Source organism: Fervidicola ferrireducens (genome assembly GCF_001562425.1).
GTDB classification, from domain to species: Bacteria; Bacillota; Thermosediminibacteria; order Thermosediminibacterales; family Thermosediminibacteraceae; genus Fervidicola; species Fervidicola ferrireducens.
On the sequence record NZ_LOED01000004.1, the window covers coordinates 1 to 15062 of the forward strand.

A 15062-nucleotide genomic window follows, 5' to 3' on the forward strand; every position below is an offset into this window, starting at 1 on the left:
TTCGAACCATCTTTTCCAGTTTGCCTTTGTTTGGGGATAGGAGTTTTACCTTGAGGGTTACTGTCTGCATATAGTATCTCCTCCGGTTCGCTTAAATCATAACACAACCGGAGAAGAATAGCAAGCCGCCATTCATCCCCCGATTAAAATCGGGGGCATTCTGGCGGGATTTTTGTAAATATGAAATCCACCGGAAAAGCTATAAAAAAACAGAGGTAGTTGTTTAGGTGATGTTACCTCTTTAATAATGTCTTGATAAGAAGGATCTTTTTGGATAATCTTTTTAAATCCGTTTGATTTCAGATATTCCTCCACAACATCAGTGATGTTTTTGAACAACTCGACACCGAGGGAGAACAAAGTCACCGTATTTCCGCTTCTAAAAATCCCGCTTTGGTATAAGTATTTTTGCCCCCGGCCGGTTAAACCGGCCGGAAGGTTAAAAAGCGAAGATGGGAACAATTCGCTCATTTTCATTTAGGATTACCTACCCGTTAATAAGATTTTGCAAAATAGACCATTTTCTTAGCTTCTTTTCCGCATACAGCGCACCTATCCGAAATTTCTTCCTGTTCAAAGGGAATGCAGCGTAAAGTTGCGGTGGTTTCCTCCTTAACCTTTTTTTCGCATTCACTGTCACCGCACCACATGGCTTTAACAAAACCTCTTTTGTTGATTAGCAATTCCTTTAATTCTTCAAAATTGGTTGCAGTATTGGTATTGTCATCCATAAATTTTTTGGCTTGTTTGAACATATTGGCTTGGATATCCTCAAGCAATTTATTTAAATAATTTACCAAATCCGATTCTTTGACTTGAATCTTCTCGCCAGTGTCTCTCCGAACCAGCAACACTTGGTTTTGCGCAAGGTCTCTAGGGCCTATCTCAAGCCTTACAGGAACACCTTTCATTTCCCATTCGTTAAATTTCCAACCGGGGGTGTATTCATCGCGGTCATCTAATTCCACTCTGAAATTCTCCTTAAGAAGCTGATACAACTCCTTTGATTTGGCCAGAATTTCCTCTTTTTGCTGACCAAAAATAGGAACGATAATCACTTGAATGGGCGCGACTCTAGGCGGAAGTTTGAGACCCCTATCATCGCCGTGAGTCATTATTACAGCACCTATAAGTCGGGTCGACACTCCCCAGGAAGTCTGCCATACGTATTTCAACTTCCCGTCTTGGTCTAAAAATTTAATGTCAAACACCTTGGAAAAATGCTGACCTAGATTGTGAGAAGTCCCCGCCTGTAATGCCTTGCCATCGCTCATCATGGCTTCTATTGTATATGTCCTCAAAGCTCCTGCAAATTTTTCGTTTTCAGATTTTCTTCCCTTTATAACCGGCAATGCCAGCTCGGTTTCTACAAAATCCCTATATACTTCAAGCATGCGCAGTGTTTCTTCTTCAGCTTCCTCTTCAGTTCTATGGGCGGTGTGCCCCTCCTGCCAGAGGAATTCAGCCGTTCTCAGGAAGGGTTTGGTGCTCTTCTCCCATCTGACTACGTTGCACCACTGGTTGATTAAAACGGGTAAATCCCTCCACGATTTTATCCATTTGGAATACATGCTGCATATAATTGTCTCGGAAGTAGGTCTTACCGCCAGGCGTTCCGAAAGCTCTTCCTGTCCACCGTGAGTCACCCACGCAACTTCAGGAGCAAATCCCTCTACATGCTCTGCTTCCTTTCTCAACAAAGATTCGGGAATAAATACCGGGAAATATGCATTTTTATGCCCAGTTTCTTTGAAGCGCCGGTCTAATAGTTTTTGCATGTTTTCCCACAAAGCGTAACCATAAGGCCTTATGACCATGCATCCTCTGACGGGAGAGTAATCGGCAAGTTCGCCTTTTACGATAACGTCTACGTACCATTGGGAAAAGTCTTCTGATTTAGCCGTAATTTTCTTGACGTATTTTTCTTCCATTGTTCTCTCCTCCCGAAAAAAATTATTAAAAAAACCTTCGCACCGAAGGGGCGAAGGTTTTTCGCGGTACCACCCTGCTTTTAATAAGAAGGCAAAAGGGTTACTCATTGGGTTAACGGCAAAGTGCCGGCCGTTTCCGGCAGACTCCGGAGGTGGGTTTCAGAAGCCCCCGATGGCGGGCCTTTCAGCCTGTGGGACCGCTCTCTTTTCATCGGGTTTACTTCTTACTGGCCTCCATCAACGCCATTCACAGTATGCTGTTTGTCTGTTATTTTATCAGAGTTAATTTTTTTTGTCAAATTATCATCCAACATACTCCGCACTTCCGATATTAATACACCAACAGCGTCGCTTTCGGGTACCGTTTTGAGTATACGCCCTTTTTTAAACACCGCAACCTTACCGCTTCCGCCTGCGATTCCTATGTCAGCCTCTCGTGCTTCGCCGGGACCGTTTACTATGCATCCCATCACGGCAACTTTTATGGGTGCTTTTATGCCTGCTAATTTTTTCTCGACTTCCCTGGCTATTCCTATGAGGTCTATCTGACAACGGCCGCAAGTCGGACAAGATATTAGATTAACTCCGCTTTCAATCAGATTGAGGCTTTTCAGGATTTCTTTACCAACCCTTACTTCTTCGACGGGGTCCCCTGTCAGCGAAACCCTTATGGTATCTCCGATTCCCTCGTAAAGCAGTATGCCCAGTCCCACGGCGGATTTTACGGTACCGGAAAAGATAGTTCCCGCTTCGGTTACTCCAAGATGGAAGGGGTAATCGACTCTTTTTGCCAGCATTTCGTATGCTTTTACTGTGGTTAATACATCGGAAGACTTTATAGAAATTACTATATCGGAGAAGTCCAATCCTTCAAGGATGCTCACATGCCTTAGTGCACTTTCTACCAAAGCTTCGGCACAGGGCGAACCGTATTTTTCTAGTAAATCTTTTTCCAAAGAGCCTGAATTAACGCCAATTCTAATGGGAATGTTCCTTTCGCGAGCCGCTTCTACAACTTTTTTTATCCTGTCTACTCCCCCAATATTGCCAGGATTTATTCGTACCTTATCTGCGCCGTTCTTTATTGCCTCAATCGCAAGCCGGTAGTCGAAGTGGATGTCGGCAACTAACGGAATGTGGATATTCCGTTTAATTTCAGAAATAGCTTGAGCCGCTTCCATGTCGGGAACGGCAACGCGGACAATATCACAGCCTGCTTCTTCAAGGGCCAGGATTTGGTTGACGGTAGCTTTTACATCTTGAGTCTTCGTATTCGTCATGGATTGAACGGATACTGGAAAATCCCCGCCTATCCCAATATCGCCAACGTATACTTTTTTTGTAGTTCTCCTTTTAATCGAAGTCCTGTCATCCACCATATTAACTCCCCTTGCTTACATGTATAATCTCATAAAGTCTCTGTAAAGTACAAATACCATCAATAGCATCAGCAGAGCAAAACCCAAAAAGTGAATCATACCTTCTTTTTCGGGATCTATAGGTTTTCCTCTTAAGAATTCCACAAACAGGAAAACCAAACGGCTTCCATCCAAAGCGGGAACTGGCAAAAGGTTCAGGAGTCCCAAGTTTATGCTTATGAATGCTGTAAGGTATAATACGTTAAATATACCAACCCGAGCAGCTTCTCCCACCATATGGGCAATACCCAAAGGCCCAACCAGATCAGACAAGCCCCTTCCTGTCAACAGTCTGGGGATAGAAGACAAAATCATGCTTGATGCCCAAAGGGTCTTTTGAATTCCAGTTTTTAGACTGTGCAATGGAGAATATCTTATAACCACTGATTTTATGCCAATTACGCCCCTCCCGGTTTCCGGTTCTTGCTCCGTCTTTACCAAAATCTCTTTTTTTTCTCCGTTTCTTAGGATTTCTATTTCCAATGTTTGATTGGGTTTCTGGCTGATTATGCTTACCGTTTCATCCCACGATGAAATTTTCTTATCATCTATAGCGGCAATAATATCGCCATCCTTAATCCCTGCTAGTTCTGCTGGAGAATTCGGTATAACTGTAACTTTTGTGGTTGCAACTCCGCTGAAAAATCCTATCAGCGATATTAAAATTACTGCCATCAGCAGGTTCATCATCGGACCTGATATTACAACTGCCATTCTTGCTCCCACGGGTTTGTTACTGAAAGCCCTTGGATCCCCTGTTTTTTCGTCTTCACCTTCCATCTTTACATATCCGCCCAAAGGTAAGGCTCGGATGGAATAGAGAGTTTCACCCTTTTTGAGCGATACTAAAATTGGCCCAAAACCTAAACTAAATTCATTAACTTTTATATCGCACAACTTCGCCACCAAAAAATGCCCCAGCTCATGAAAAAAAACGAGAGCACCGAATACTATAATTGAAATTGCTATTGTGTTCAACTTGTTCACCTTCCGGTTTTCTATTTTTAAGAACGCAAAAAGCCTGATTGGAATATGGCCTTAACAATTACAGCCACCATAGGTCCGATAAATAACCCCATAAAACCGAACAATCTTACGCCGACATATATTGATATTAGGGCCAGCAACGGGTCTAATCCCAAATGGGTACCTATGACTTTTGCCTGTAAAATCTGACGCATTCCAGAAACAAAAAGATGTAAGATTATCAGCGACAGTGAAAATTTTAAATTTCCTAGGAGCAACGCCACTATGGCCCATGGAACGAATATTAAACTTGGTCCGATAACAGGAAGTATGTCAAGAAGACCGCATATTATGCCTAAAGTTAGAGCGTAATCCACATTTAGAATATAGAACCCCGCTATGGTAATAATTGTCGAAATAAATATCAATATTATTTGTGCTTTAATTAATCCTATGGCGGATGCGATAAGCTCCGATTGTATTATTTCTATTTTTTTATACCAATTATGCGGCAGGATGCTTTTTATGGAAGATATTATCTTGTTTTTGTCTTTCGCAAAGAAGAAGCTGGATAAAAAGGTAAAAAGGAGAAATATGAGTAAGTTCGGGATAACGACAAGTTTTTCCGCGAGAGTGTAAAATTTTGATAAGAAGCCGGTCAGATAAGTAATAATTTGTCCCCAGTTTTTAAAAAGATAATCCATTACTTCTTTAGGTATAATGTCGTAAACGGAAAACATAAATGTGCTTACACTGTCAAAAATGGAGTTCAAATAGTCAGTATAATTGGGTAATGTATTCACCAGTTTTCCTATTTCGAAAATAAACCTGGAAATTGCAAGAATGATTAAATACCCGAAAGATGAAATAATAGCAAGTAAGACTATAACCACAGCTATACCTCGTTGGATTTTAAGTTTTACCTCAAAGTATTTTACTACTGGGTCTATAATTAAAGCGATTATTATGCCTACTGCGAAAGGGAGAAAATATTCTATTGTAATGAACAGCGCTAAAGAAACCAAGGCAATGGCAAGTCCTAGAAAAACGATGGGTTTGTAATCTGATTTCAATTTCAAGTAAGACCACCCTTTTGAATCACTGTTATAATATAATAGTATGCTACGGGGAAAGAAAAGAGGCTACTATCAAATCTATCTAAAATTCCACCATGACCGGGAATTAGATTAGAGAAATCTTTTATTCCGCAAAATCTCTTTATGAGAGAAGCCGAAAGATCGCCCATTTGAGAAAAAATTCCTATTAATAAACCTAATACTACTCTATCTAGAATTTTAATCTGAGGTAAAAACATCATTGAATAAATAAAACTTGCCGAAATGCTTCCTATTATTCCGCCGATGCTTCCTTCGATACTTTTTTTAGGACTTATTTGGGGAGAAAGTTTATGGCGGCCGAAAAGCATTCCCGTTATGTAGGCAAAAGTATCGCAGCTCCACGTTGTTACAAAAACCAACCACAATAAAACAGGTCCTTGCGATAGATCTTTGATAAGCATGATATGCGAAAACGGGATGGAAGTATAGAGAAAGGAAAAAGTAGTAAAAACGGTATCCATCAACTTATTTTGCTTGTATTTTACTATGGAAGAAAAAAAACTTAAGATTATAAGCAGGCAAAAAGGGAAAAAAACTGTCGTCTTCGCACCGGACCAGAAATATATCATGGTCAGCAAAATTGAACCTGCCGTTCCGCTAAAGCCCATGTTTACATTTATACCCGCTTTTTTAAAAGCCATTGCAAGTTCCCAATTGGCTATCAGGGTCATTAATATGATAAAAACAAGAAACGAAATAGCTCCACTGCCGATTACAACGTAAAGCAGGGCAATACCTAATATTGCGGTCAAAGATCTTATAATAAAAGTTTCGTCCATTTTATTTTGTTAAACCTCCAAATCTCCGTTCTCTGCGTTGAAAATCAAGTAAAGCTTGGACCAGGTGCTCTTTCTTAAAGTCCGGCCAATAAGTATCGCAAAACCACAGCTCTGAATAGGCTATCTGCCACAAAAGAAAGTTGCTCAACCGCAATTCCCCGCTGGGCCTGATTAAAAGATCGGGATCAGGAAGCCCGGCAGTAAATAAATACTTCTCGAAAAGCTTTTCATCAATCTCTTCTGGTTTCAATCTTCCATTATCAACAAGCCTTGATATGGTTTTACATGCCTTAACTATTTCGCGGCGAGATCCATAATTTAACGCTACGTTCAATATCAGGCCTGTGTTATTCGAAGTTAGTTCTACCGATTTTTTTATTTCTTCTCTAATCCGATATGGCAGCTCCTGCCAATCTCCAGTCACCATTAATTTTATATTATTGCGGTTCAAATTGTCCACTTCTTTTTTTAAGTAGTATACGAGAAGATTTAGAATGGTCTTTACTTCTTCGTAGGGTCTTTTCCAATTTTCTGTAGAAAAGGCATAAACAGTAAGAACCTTTATCTTTAACTCTGCACAAAATTCCACAATACTGCGAAGCGCTTCGGCACCGGCCCAATGACCCGCTATTCTAGGAAGACCTCGCTTCTGAGCCCACCGTCCGTTGCCGTCCATTATTATAGCAATGTGACAAGGCAGTTTTTTTGGATCAATTAAATCTATTTCCTTTATTCCCACTTTTCGAGCCTCCCAATTATCAAAAGCCCCCTCTATACGAGGGGGGCATTTTTAACGAAAATAAGCAACGAGTAAGATCACGCCGTCGCCATGATTGTCTTTTTCTACTCTTACTATTATCGGTCTACAATAGTCTTCTTTGCGAGTAACAGGGAAGGTGTACTTAATATCGCAGATCTTGATACCTTTTTTCATTAAAAATTCCTTAGCTTCCTCTAAAGTAAAACCTATGAGTTCTAAATTTTTTTCAGTAATAGCGCTATACCTCCATTATTTCTTTCTCTTTATTCGTCAATGCTTTATCAATTTGTTCAATATAGTTATCCGTGAGTTTTTGTATTTCTTCCTGCCACCTTTTGCTATCGTCCTGAGATATTTCACCGTTTTTCTCCATTTTCTTGATCAATTCGTTTGTATCCCTTCTGATGTTCCGCACGACAACTTTTGCATCTTCTGCCTTCTTTTTAGCCATCTTAACTAGCTCTTTGCGCCTTTCCATAGTTAATTCGGGAAGGACAAGCCTTATTACCTTGCCGTCGCTGGTAGGTGTAAGACCGAGGTCAGATTTTAAGATGGCCTTTTCGATACTGGTAATCGTCTTCACGTCCCAGGGCTGTATTAATATCATTCTCGGTTCGGGTACACTTATAGTTGCTAACTGGTTAACTGGAGTCGGAACGCCGTAATAATCCACTGATATTTTATCGAGGAGTGCAGTCGAGGCTCTTCCCGCTCTTATTGCCGCTAAATCAGATTTGAGATTGTCGAGCACCTTCTTCATTTTGTCCTCGGTTTCTTTGTAAATTTTTTTATCCACCAAATCAACCTCCTTTCACAAAAGTTCCTATATTTTCCCCAAGAGCGGCCCTTACTATATTGCCTTCTTCGTTGATGCCGAACACGATTATCGGGATTTTATTATCCATGCAAAGTGAGGTGGCCGTGGAATCCATAACACCTAACCCTTTGTTGAGTATTTCGATATAGTCTAAACTATCGAACTTCTGAGCATTGGGATTTTTCATCGGATCCGAATCGTAGACTCCGTCGACTTTTTTTGCAAGCAGAATAACATCTGCTTCTATTTCTGCAGCTCTTAAAGCTGCTGCGGTATCGGTAGAAAAATAGGGGTTTCCTGTACCAGCAGCAAAAATGACCACCCGGCCTTTTTCAAGATGTCTTATGGCTCGGCGTCTTATGTATGGCTCCGCAATTTCTTTCATCTCTATGGCTGTCTGAACACGTGTTTCTATGTTTCTTTTTTCCAATGCGTCCTGCAGTGCGAGAGCATTTATTACAGTTGCCAGCATCCCCATATAGTCGGCAGTAGCCCGGTCCATATCTGGATAATTACGTCCGCGCCATATGTTTCCCCCGCCAACTACAATAGCAACATCAATACCGTATTCCCTTACCTTTTTTATTTGGTCGGCTATAGAATTAATAACGTTTTGATCTATCCCAAATTCTTTTTTGCCAGCTAGAGCTTCACCGCTGATTTTAAGAACGACCCGTTTATACTTTGGTTTTTGCATCTATTAACCCTCTCTTTTGCAGACTTATTTTTAAAAAAGAGACACAATGAGTGTCTCTTTTTTAGTGTTAATCCTGATTGGTTTTTGGTGCAGTCTCTCCTCTTTCAAAACGGGCAAAGCGGGTGACTGTGATATTTTCACCCAATAAGGCAATTTTTTCCATTATCAACTCAGATACCTTCTTATCCGGATCTTTAATAAACGGCTGTTCTAAAAGGCAGTTCTCTTCGAAGAATTTCTCAAGTCTGCCTTCAACAATCTTATCTACTATGTGAGCGGGTTTGCCTTCGTTTATAGCTTGCGCTTTAAGTATTTCCTTTTCTCTTTCCAAAACTTCCTGGGGGACATCATTCCGAGAAATATACTTGGGATTTGATGCTGCAATTTGCATGGCGATATCCTTAACTAGACTTCTAAACTCTTCGTTTCTCGCCACGAAATCGGTCTCGCAGTTAACTTCCACCAATACACCTATTCTACCTTCTCCGTGTATGTAAGCATCAATAATTCCTTCGGCTGTTGTACGGCCCACTTTTTTTGCAGCCTTAGCAAGCCCTTTTTCTCTTAATATAACTATTGCCTTTTCTATATCTCCGCCGGCTTCCATCAAAGCCTTTTTGCAATCCATTACCCCGGCGCCTGTGCGTTCTCTTAGTTCCCTTACTTGTTCTGAACTAATCATATCAAAACCTCCCGAAAGATTATTAAAGGTAAGGGATGGAAAAAATCCCCCTTACCTCATGAAATTATCCTTCTGCTGCCATCTGAACTCCTTGCTTGCCTTCGAGTACTGCGTCGGCTATCTTTTCGGTAATCAATTTAACAGCTCTTATGGCATCGTCGTTGCCAGGAATTACATAATCTACTTCATCCGGATCGCAGTTGGTATCTACTATAGCTATAATCGGAATCTTCAACTTTCTAGCTTCCGAAACGGCTATTTTTTCTTTTCTCGGATCTACTATGAAAAGTGCATCCGGCAGGGATGTCATATTTTTAATACCGCCTAAATATTTCTCCAAACGCTCTTTTTCTTTCTTGAGGTTTAGTACCTCTTTTTTCGGAAGGACTTCAAAGAGCCCTTCTTCTTCCATGCGTTCGAGTTCTTTCAGACGTTCTATACGCTTTTTAATCGTTTTAAAATTGGTCAGCATTCCGCCCAACCAGCGCTGGTTGACGTAAAACATTTCACAGCGTTTGGCTTCTTCCTGAATCGACTCCTGAGCCTGTTTTTTTGTACCTACAAATAGAATTTTTCCACCTTCTGCAGCTAAATTCTTTACATACTCATAGGCTTCGTCCAATTTTTTAACAGTTTTCTGCAAATCAATGATGTAAATACCGTTTCTTTCAGTAAAGATGTATTCTTTCATTTTGGGGTTCCATCTTCTAGTCTGGTGGCCAAAATGGACCCCTGCTTCCAGCAATTGTTTCATGGAAACTACCGACATTTTTTTACCTCCTTTGGTTTTTTCCTCCGCCGGAATCATCTCTCAACGAGACCTTTCGGCACCCTCGTTGAAATATTTCCAGCGTGTGAATTACCGGTGATAGTATATCATAAAAAAAAACCTTATGCAATATAATTTTCCACTACACGGCTACATTCTCCGACCACCTTCCACATCTGTCTCCCCATCGTGCCATCAATTTATTGTCTACATAAATTTGTACGATTTCGCACAAGTTGGGACACCCATTGCATTCAAAACTTTCTGCCCTATGCTCTTTAAAGGCAGCTTCAAAACCGTAAAAATTAGTCTGTTTTTGCTTATTTTGAGACATGGCTTTCTTCGCAAGCAATGCAGCCCCTAAAGCTCCCATCACGTCGAAGTGTTCCGGCACTATGATCTCCATGCCAAGTTCTTCTTCAAAAGCTCTTTTTATTCCGGAATTGGCCGCAACTCCGCCCTGGAATACCACCGGAGGCTTTATCTCTTTTCCCTTCGCCACGTTTGCCAGGTAATTTCTAACCAGCGCTTGGCACAGCCCTTTTAATATATCCTCAACTTTATACCCCAACTGTTGCTTGTGAATCATATCTGATTCGGCAAACACTGCACAGCGGCCAGCAATTCTGGTGGGGTTCTTCGACCTTATGGCAATTTCACCGAATAGTTCGATGGGTATTCCGAGCCTTTGGGCCTGTCTGTCGAGAAAAGAGCCCGTTCCGGCGGCGCATACGGTATTCATGGCAAAATCCACAACGATCCCGTCTCTCAGTATTATTATTTTTGAGTCCTGTCCTCCTATCTCTAAAATAGTTTGGACGGTGGGAATTTCAGATATGCTTGCGACGGCGTGGGCCGTAATTTCATTTTTTACCACATCGGCGCCTACTATGACCGATGCCAATTTTCTGCCGCTGCCGGTGGTACCTACCCCCTTTATTTTTATATCGTCCTTTAAATCTTCTTTAAGAATCTTTAAACCACTTTTTATTGCTTCTATAGGTCGTCCTGCAGTCCTTAAGTAAAGCTTCTTCAGCATTTTTCCATGTTTGTCTATCAAAGCAAAATTAGTGCTTACAGAACCCACGTCAATCCCCAGATAACACTCCAAACTCCTTTTCCTCCTTCCTTTCGCGGATCAAATCGACAAACGCCTCAAGGCGAGTCCTTAATCCCGTTTCGGCAGAATGTTCGTCCAAGACGAATGTCATCACCGGTATAGAATGAATTTTACTTACCATCGGCAAAACACTTTTTGCAACAATTTCCGGCATGCATGTAAGCGGGAGAAGGTGAATTACCCCATCAAATCCCTGTTTTGCGTAACTGACAATTTGTGCAACGGATTCCCGACCGTGGCCTCCTACAAAGCATGGAATATAAGGTTCAGCAAGTTTTGCAAGTACTTCCGGCTCTTTTGATTTCATAAAAGAAGGCAGGAGGTTTTCCCTAACCCATTGGCTTATGTATATACTTCGTTCTACTAAAACCCCTAGTTCGCCCAACTGTTTTTCTATGTTAAAATTAACAAAGGGTTCTAAAAGGGTATAAATTTCACCCACCAAACCTACTTTAAGTAAATTTCTTTCTTTAGCTTTTTTTATTGACGAGATTTCTTTTGCAATTTGTTGCCTTGCAAAGGCTAGCTCCTGTTCATCCCTCGCATTTGATATTAAATTTAATGCCTTTTTATATGCTTTATCGGTCTTACCTTTTTCAAGTTCTACAGCTCTTATGCGATTTACCATCTTTTCCAGTCTATCTAATAAGATGATCTTCTTCCACGCTAATTTTCCGGCCAGATAAATTTCTTTAAAGCTCTTTTTATTGGTTATATACTTAAATTTTTTTATTAAATCCCAGAAATGACCTTGAGGGGGTTCTAACACTATCATGTCAAAATCGTAACCCAAATCTTTTAAGATTTCTCTTTGAACTTCCGCGTAATACCCAAAGCGGCAGGGACCCACCCCTCCGGCCATCACAATGGTATCTGCCCCCATCTCCAGCGCCTCTATGAAATTGCCCAAAGTTACTTTCAGAGGAAGGCAAGCAAACTCAGGAGAATATTTACAGCCTATCTCCAATGTTCTCTTGCTAGAAAGTGGAGGAACCACCACTTCGGCGCCCAAGTTTTCGAAAAAAGTTCTAAGAGGGATATATAGATTTCCCATATGCGGAAAGGTAACTTTCAATTCCGACGTCTCCCTTCTATTACATCTATGAAAGCTTCCAACCTCGTATTGAAACCTTCTTCGCCGGAATGTTCGTCGATATTAATCCGAAGAAAAGGAACCAGCCGGTTACGAGAAAGTTTGCGTTCCAATAGCTCTCCTACGATCGAATCAGGTCCACATCCGAAGGAAGCAAGATGAATTATCCCATCAAGAGCTTTACCGCAATCCATATAATAGTAAGTGCTTCCTATTATGTTTTTTCCCAAAGTCCAGAATAATCTTTTCTTAAGATTTTTTGCCCCTGCCGAGATGTTTTTGACCGGTATTATTTCTGGCGTTATGACTTTTATACCATTTTTTTGCAATTTTGTTATTAGATTCATACTAATATAATTGTCGTATATATTGTAAGGATGCCCTAGTAAAAGGACATTTAAAGTATTTTCTCCAAGGCATTTGTTTTTATGCCTAGAAAAATACGAGGAGTTAGAATCGAAAAAACTCTTTTGTCCCGAATCCAGAGGAAGTTTTTCGTGGCTTATTTGAAATTTCTTATAGGAATTGAATTTTGTTGAGGCTATCTTGTACGCTTTCAAAATAAGCTTTGAAGAATGCCCCAGGTCTGTACCTATCGATTTTGCATGTTCGATGAGGCCTTTTCTGTTTTTATAAACAGAAAGGTTGCTGTCAATAATTGGAGGCAAATCCGGTATGCTGCTTTTTACCATATCAGGTAAACCTAAAAACTTCGGGCAAATGAATTCTCCAGGTTCGATGCTGATTATTCTAGGAATAAAAAGAACATCTACTTTCTCTATTAGATCCACTATGTGTCCGTGAAAAACTTTGACGGGCAAACAGGCATCATCAACGGCAAATTCCAAACCGTCTTTTAATATCTTTTTATTGGTCGGACTTGACAATATTACTTCGTGGCCTAAAGCTTCGAAAAATGTTTTCCAGAAAGGGTAGTACATGTAATAAAATAAAGCTCTTGGAACACCTATCCGCATTCTAACCCCTTCTCAATCCTTATTAATATTTTCACTTATATTATTCCCACGATTATGTATTTTATTAACTTAATTACCAAAGAAAGGTAATTCGTTGAACAAAGAAATAAAGGCATTGTAGGATTGCCTTTGGATAGCAAATTTCTATTTTTTGTCATTTTCCCAAAATGTAGAGCACCAAAATTCTTGCAACACCTACCTTTAAAAAGATAAGAGGCCACGGCCTTTTGTACTTAGCAAAAGGATTTATGAATCTCCAAAAACTTATTGAATCGCCGTTTTTTAAACCCAGGCCTATTAAGATTAAAATTAATGGAGAAAAATATGGCAGTACGATATTGCTGCCGAGATAATTTATAGAACTAAATATGCCTCCGGAAATAACTTCGGTAACTTGAGAATTAAAAACGATGGCTACCAGTATATCAATAATGTTTGCAAAAAAACATACCAAAATCACTTGAGCAAAATATTTTGGGCTAACTATTAAAGTCGTAAGGAAAATCCCTATAAAATCCAGAAACATTTTAAAATCCCATCTTCATTTGGGTTTAGGATTAAAAATAAGAGCCATGATATAGCCGAAAACTATTGCCGCAGTTATTCCCGCCGCCGTAGCTTTCAATCCACCCGTCAAAATCCCCAATGCACCGGATTTATTAACTTCGTCTATGACACCTTTCACCAGTGTGTGTCCGAAACCGGGTAGTGGAACAGATGCTCCAGCGCCAGCAAGGTCTATCAAAGGCTGGTATAATCCTAACCCGCTTAATATTGCCCCTAAAGTTACAAAAACTACAAGGACGTGGGCAGGGCTAAGAGGTGTGAAATCCATCAATATTTGTCCCACCGCACATATAAGCCCACCAACTAAAAACGCCATTATATAATCGATCATTTTTATTCCCTCGCTACAGGCTATAGATTTTCTAATGCTACGGCATGAGCGATACACGGAATTGTTTCACCTTGCTGGACAATAGTAGAATTCATTAAAGCTCCCGTTGCCACGAGAAGAATCTTATTGTATCTACCTTTCTGCATTTCGTTAAAAATATACCCGAACGTAACTACGGCAGCGCAAGCACATCCACTTCCGCCTGCATGTACATCTTGTTCGGGGCTGTAAATTAATAGCCCGCAATCAGTATACTTATTTGAAACATCGATGCCCTTTTGCAGCATTAATTTTTGAGCTATATCCTTTCCTACACTCGCCAAATCTCCTGTTACTATTAAATCGTAATCTTCAGGAGTACGCTTAGAATCCTCAAGATGCATTACAATTGTGTCAACTGCCGCCGGTGCCATCGCGCTGCCCATGTCGTTTGGATCGACAGCACCCATATCTATTACCTTTCCTGTAGTTACGTAAGTTATTCTTGGATTTTGATTTTTGGTTGAAATTACAGCAGCCCCAGCGCCGGTTACAGTGCGCTGGGCTGTCGGTGGCCTTTGATTTCCTAATTCTAGGGGAAATCTGTATTGTCTTTCGGCGGAACAGAAATGACTGGAAGTACCCACTACGATATTATCTGCATATCCTCCGTCAACTAGCATTGCGCCTATTCCCAAACCTTCTGCAACTGTTGAACACGCCCCGTAAATTCCTAAAAAAGGGTATCCTAATTCCCTGGCGGCGAAACTTGCGGAGATTATTTGATTGAGAAGATCTCCAGCTATGAAATACTCAATTTTATCGCTCGGAACACCGCTTTTTTTGACGGCCATTTCTACCGCTTCTTTTAACATTTTCTTTTCTGCTTTTTCCCAGCTTTTCTCCTGAAATTTAAAATCGCCCAAAATAAGGTCAAAGTAATTTCTCAATGGCCCTTTTCCTTCAACAGGCCCCACAACGGTCGCTGTGGCTATTATCGAAGGAGGGTTTTGAAATTTTACCGTCTGGGCTCCGAGTTTTTTTACAGCCATCATATC

16 protein-coding genes are annotated in these 15062 nt (G+C 40.6%); all 16 read right to left on the bottom strand.

Annotation, left to right across the window (positions count from 1 at the left end; all coding sequences use genetic code 11):
- Positions 1-494 precede the first annotated feature (494 nt).
- On the bottom strand, positions 495-1931 hold the full coding sequence (proS, locus tag AN618_RS02520; RefSeq protein ID WP_066351681.1) for a proline--tRNA ligase: 1437 nt from the start codon (positions 1929-1931) through the stop codon (positions 495-497).
- Positions 1932-2155: 224 nt separating this feature from the next.
- Positions 2156-3310, bottom strand: coding sequence for a flavodoxin-dependent (E)-4-hydroxy-3-methylbut-2-enyl-diphosphate synthase (ispG, locus tag AN618_RS02525; RefSeq protein WP_083515005.1), 1155 nt, complete (start codon positions 3308-3310; stop codon positions 2156-2158).
- A 15-nt stretch (positions 3311-3325) separates the two neighbouring features.
- Positions 3326-4336, bottom strand: coding sequence for an RIP metalloprotease RseP (rseP, locus tag AN618_RS02530; RefSeq protein ID WP_245628354.1), 1011 nt, complete (start codon positions 4334-4336; stop codon positions 3326-3328).
- A 17-nt stretch (positions 4337-4353) separates the two neighbouring features.
- On the bottom strand, positions 4354-5394 hold the full coding sequence (gene ytvI, locus AN618_RS02535) for a sporulation integral membrane protein YtvI (protein WP_066351690.1): 1041 nt from the start codon (positions 5392-5394) through the stop codon (positions 4354-4356).
- The gene (locus tag AN618_RS02540) at positions 5391-6212 is read right to left on the bottom strand and encodes a phosphatidate cytidylyltransferase (protein ID WP_066351691.1); all 822 of its coding nucleotides are present in this window, start codon (positions 6210-6212) and stop codon (positions 5391-5393) included. The genes ytvI and AN618_RS02540 overlap by 4 nt, the downstream gene beginning before the upstream one ends.
- Before the next feature lies 1 nt (position 6213).
- The gene (locus tag AN618_RS02545) at positions 6214-6951 is read right to left on the bottom strand and encodes an undecaprenyl pyrophosphate synthase (protein WP_066351692.1); all 738 of its coding nucleotides are present in this window, start codon (positions 6949-6951) and stop codon (positions 6214-6216) included.
- Positions 6952-7210: 259 nt separating this feature from the next.
- The gene (gene frr / locus AN618_RS02550; RefSeq protein WP_066351945.1) at positions 7211-7732 is read right to left on the bottom strand and encodes a ribosome recycling factor; all 522 of its coding nucleotides are present in this window, start codon (positions 7730-7732) and stop codon (positions 7211-7213) included.
- Positions 7733-7772: 40 nt separating this feature from the next.
- Positions 7773-8486, bottom strand: coding sequence for a UMP kinase (pyrH, locus tag AN618_RS02555; protein WP_066351693.1), 714 nt, complete (start codon positions 8484-8486; stop codon positions 7773-7775).
- Between the two features lie 67 nt (positions 8487-8553).
- On the bottom strand, positions 8554-9168 hold the full coding sequence (gene tsf / locus AN618_RS02560) for a translation elongation factor Ts (RefSeq protein ID WP_066351694.1): 615 nt from the start codon (positions 9166-9168) through the stop codon (positions 8554-8556).
- A 64-nt stretch (positions 9169-9232) separates the two neighbouring features.
- Positions 9233-9937, bottom strand: a complete 705-nt coding sequence (gene rpsB / locus AN618_RS02565; RefSeq protein WP_066351947.1) for a 30S ribosomal protein S2 — start codon at positions 9935-9937, stop codon at positions 9233-9235.
- A gap of 142 nt (positions 9938-10079) precedes the next feature.
- Entirely contained in the window at positions 10080-11048 is a 969-nt protein-coding gene (locus tag AN618_RS02570; protein ID WP_066351697.1) for an acyl-CoA dehydratase activase, read from the bottom strand.
- Positions 11026-12132: an acyl-CoA dehydratase activase-related protein gene (locus tag AN618_RS02575; RefSeq protein WP_066351699.1), complete on the bottom strand. Its 1107-nt coding sequence runs from the start codon at positions 12130-12132 to the stop codon at positions 11026-11028. The genes AN618_RS02570 and AN618_RS02575 overlap by 23 nt, the downstream gene beginning before the upstream one ends.
- Positions 12129-13127 carry an acyl-CoA dehydratase activase-related protein gene (locus tag AN618_RS02580; RefSeq protein WP_066351702.1) on the bottom strand — a complete coding sequence of 333 codons (999 nt, stop codon included), beginning with the start codon at positions 13125-13127 and terminating at the stop codon, positions 12129-12131. The genes AN618_RS02575 and AN618_RS02580 overlap by 4 nt, the downstream gene beginning before the upstream one ends.
- A 154-nt stretch (positions 13128-13281) precedes the next feature.
- Positions 13282-13653: a hypothetical protein gene (locus tag AN618_RS02585; protein WP_066351709.1), complete on the bottom strand. Its 372-nt coding sequence runs from the start codon at positions 13651-13653 to the stop codon at positions 13282-13284.
- A gap of 15 nt (positions 13654-13668) precedes the next feature.
- Positions 13669-14022 (bottom strand): stage V sporulation protein AE, encoded by a 354-nt coding sequence (gene spoVAE / locus AN618_RS02590; protein WP_066351949.1) that lies wholly within the window; start codon positions 14020-14022, stop codon positions 13669-13671.
- Positions 14023-14045: 23 nt separating this feature from the next.
- Entirely contained in the window at positions 14046-15056 is a 1011-nt protein-coding gene (gene spoVAD, locus AN618_RS02595; RefSeq protein ID WP_066351710.1) for a stage V sporulation protein AD, read from the bottom strand.
- Positions 15057-15062: the final 6 nt, after the last annotated feature.

What these genes read in the sequence shown, in the direction of transcription:
- AN618_RS02540 (WP_066351691.1), bottom strand. Translation starts at nt 6,212, where the DNA reads ATGGACGAAACTTTTATTATAAGATCTTTGACCGCAATATTAGGTATT.
- ispG (WP_083515005.1), bottom strand. Translation starts at nt 3,310, where the DNA reads ATGGTGGATGACAGGACTTCGATTAAAAGGAGAACTACAAAAAAAGTA.
- pyrH (WP_066351693.1), bottom strand. Translation starts at nt 8,486, where the DNA reads ATGCAAAAACCAAAGTATAAACGGGTCGTTCTTAAAATCAGCGGTGAA.
- frr (WP_066351945.1), bottom strand. Translation starts at nt 7,732, where the DNA reads ATGAAGAAGGTGCTCGACAATCTCAAATCTGATTTAGCGGCAATAAGA.
- rpsB (WP_066351947.1), bottom strand. Translation starts at nt 9,937, where the DNA reads ATGTCGGTAGTTTCCATGAAACAATTGCTGGAAGCAGGGGTCCATTTT.
- tsf (WP_066351694.1), bottom strand. Translation starts at nt 9,168, where the DNA reads ATGATTAGTTCAGAACAAGTAAGGGAACTAAGAGAACGCACAGGCGCC.
- spoVAD (WP_066351710.1), bottom strand. Translation starts at nt 15,056, where the DNA reads ATGGCTGTAAAAAAACTCGGAGCCCAGACGGTAAAATTTCAAAACCCT.
- AN618_RS02580 (WP_066351702.1), bottom strand. Translation starts at nt 13,127, where the DNA reads ATGCGGATAGGTGTTCCAAGAGCTTTATTTTATTACATGTACTACCCT.
- AN618_RS02585 (WP_066351709.1), bottom strand. Translation starts at nt 13,653, where the DNA reads ATGTTTCTGGATTTTATAGGGATTTTCCTTACGACTTTAATAGTTAGC.
- proS (WP_066351681.1), bottom strand. Translation starts at nt 1,931, where the DNA reads ATGGAAGAAAAATACGTCAAGAAAATTACGGCTAAATCAGAAGACTTT.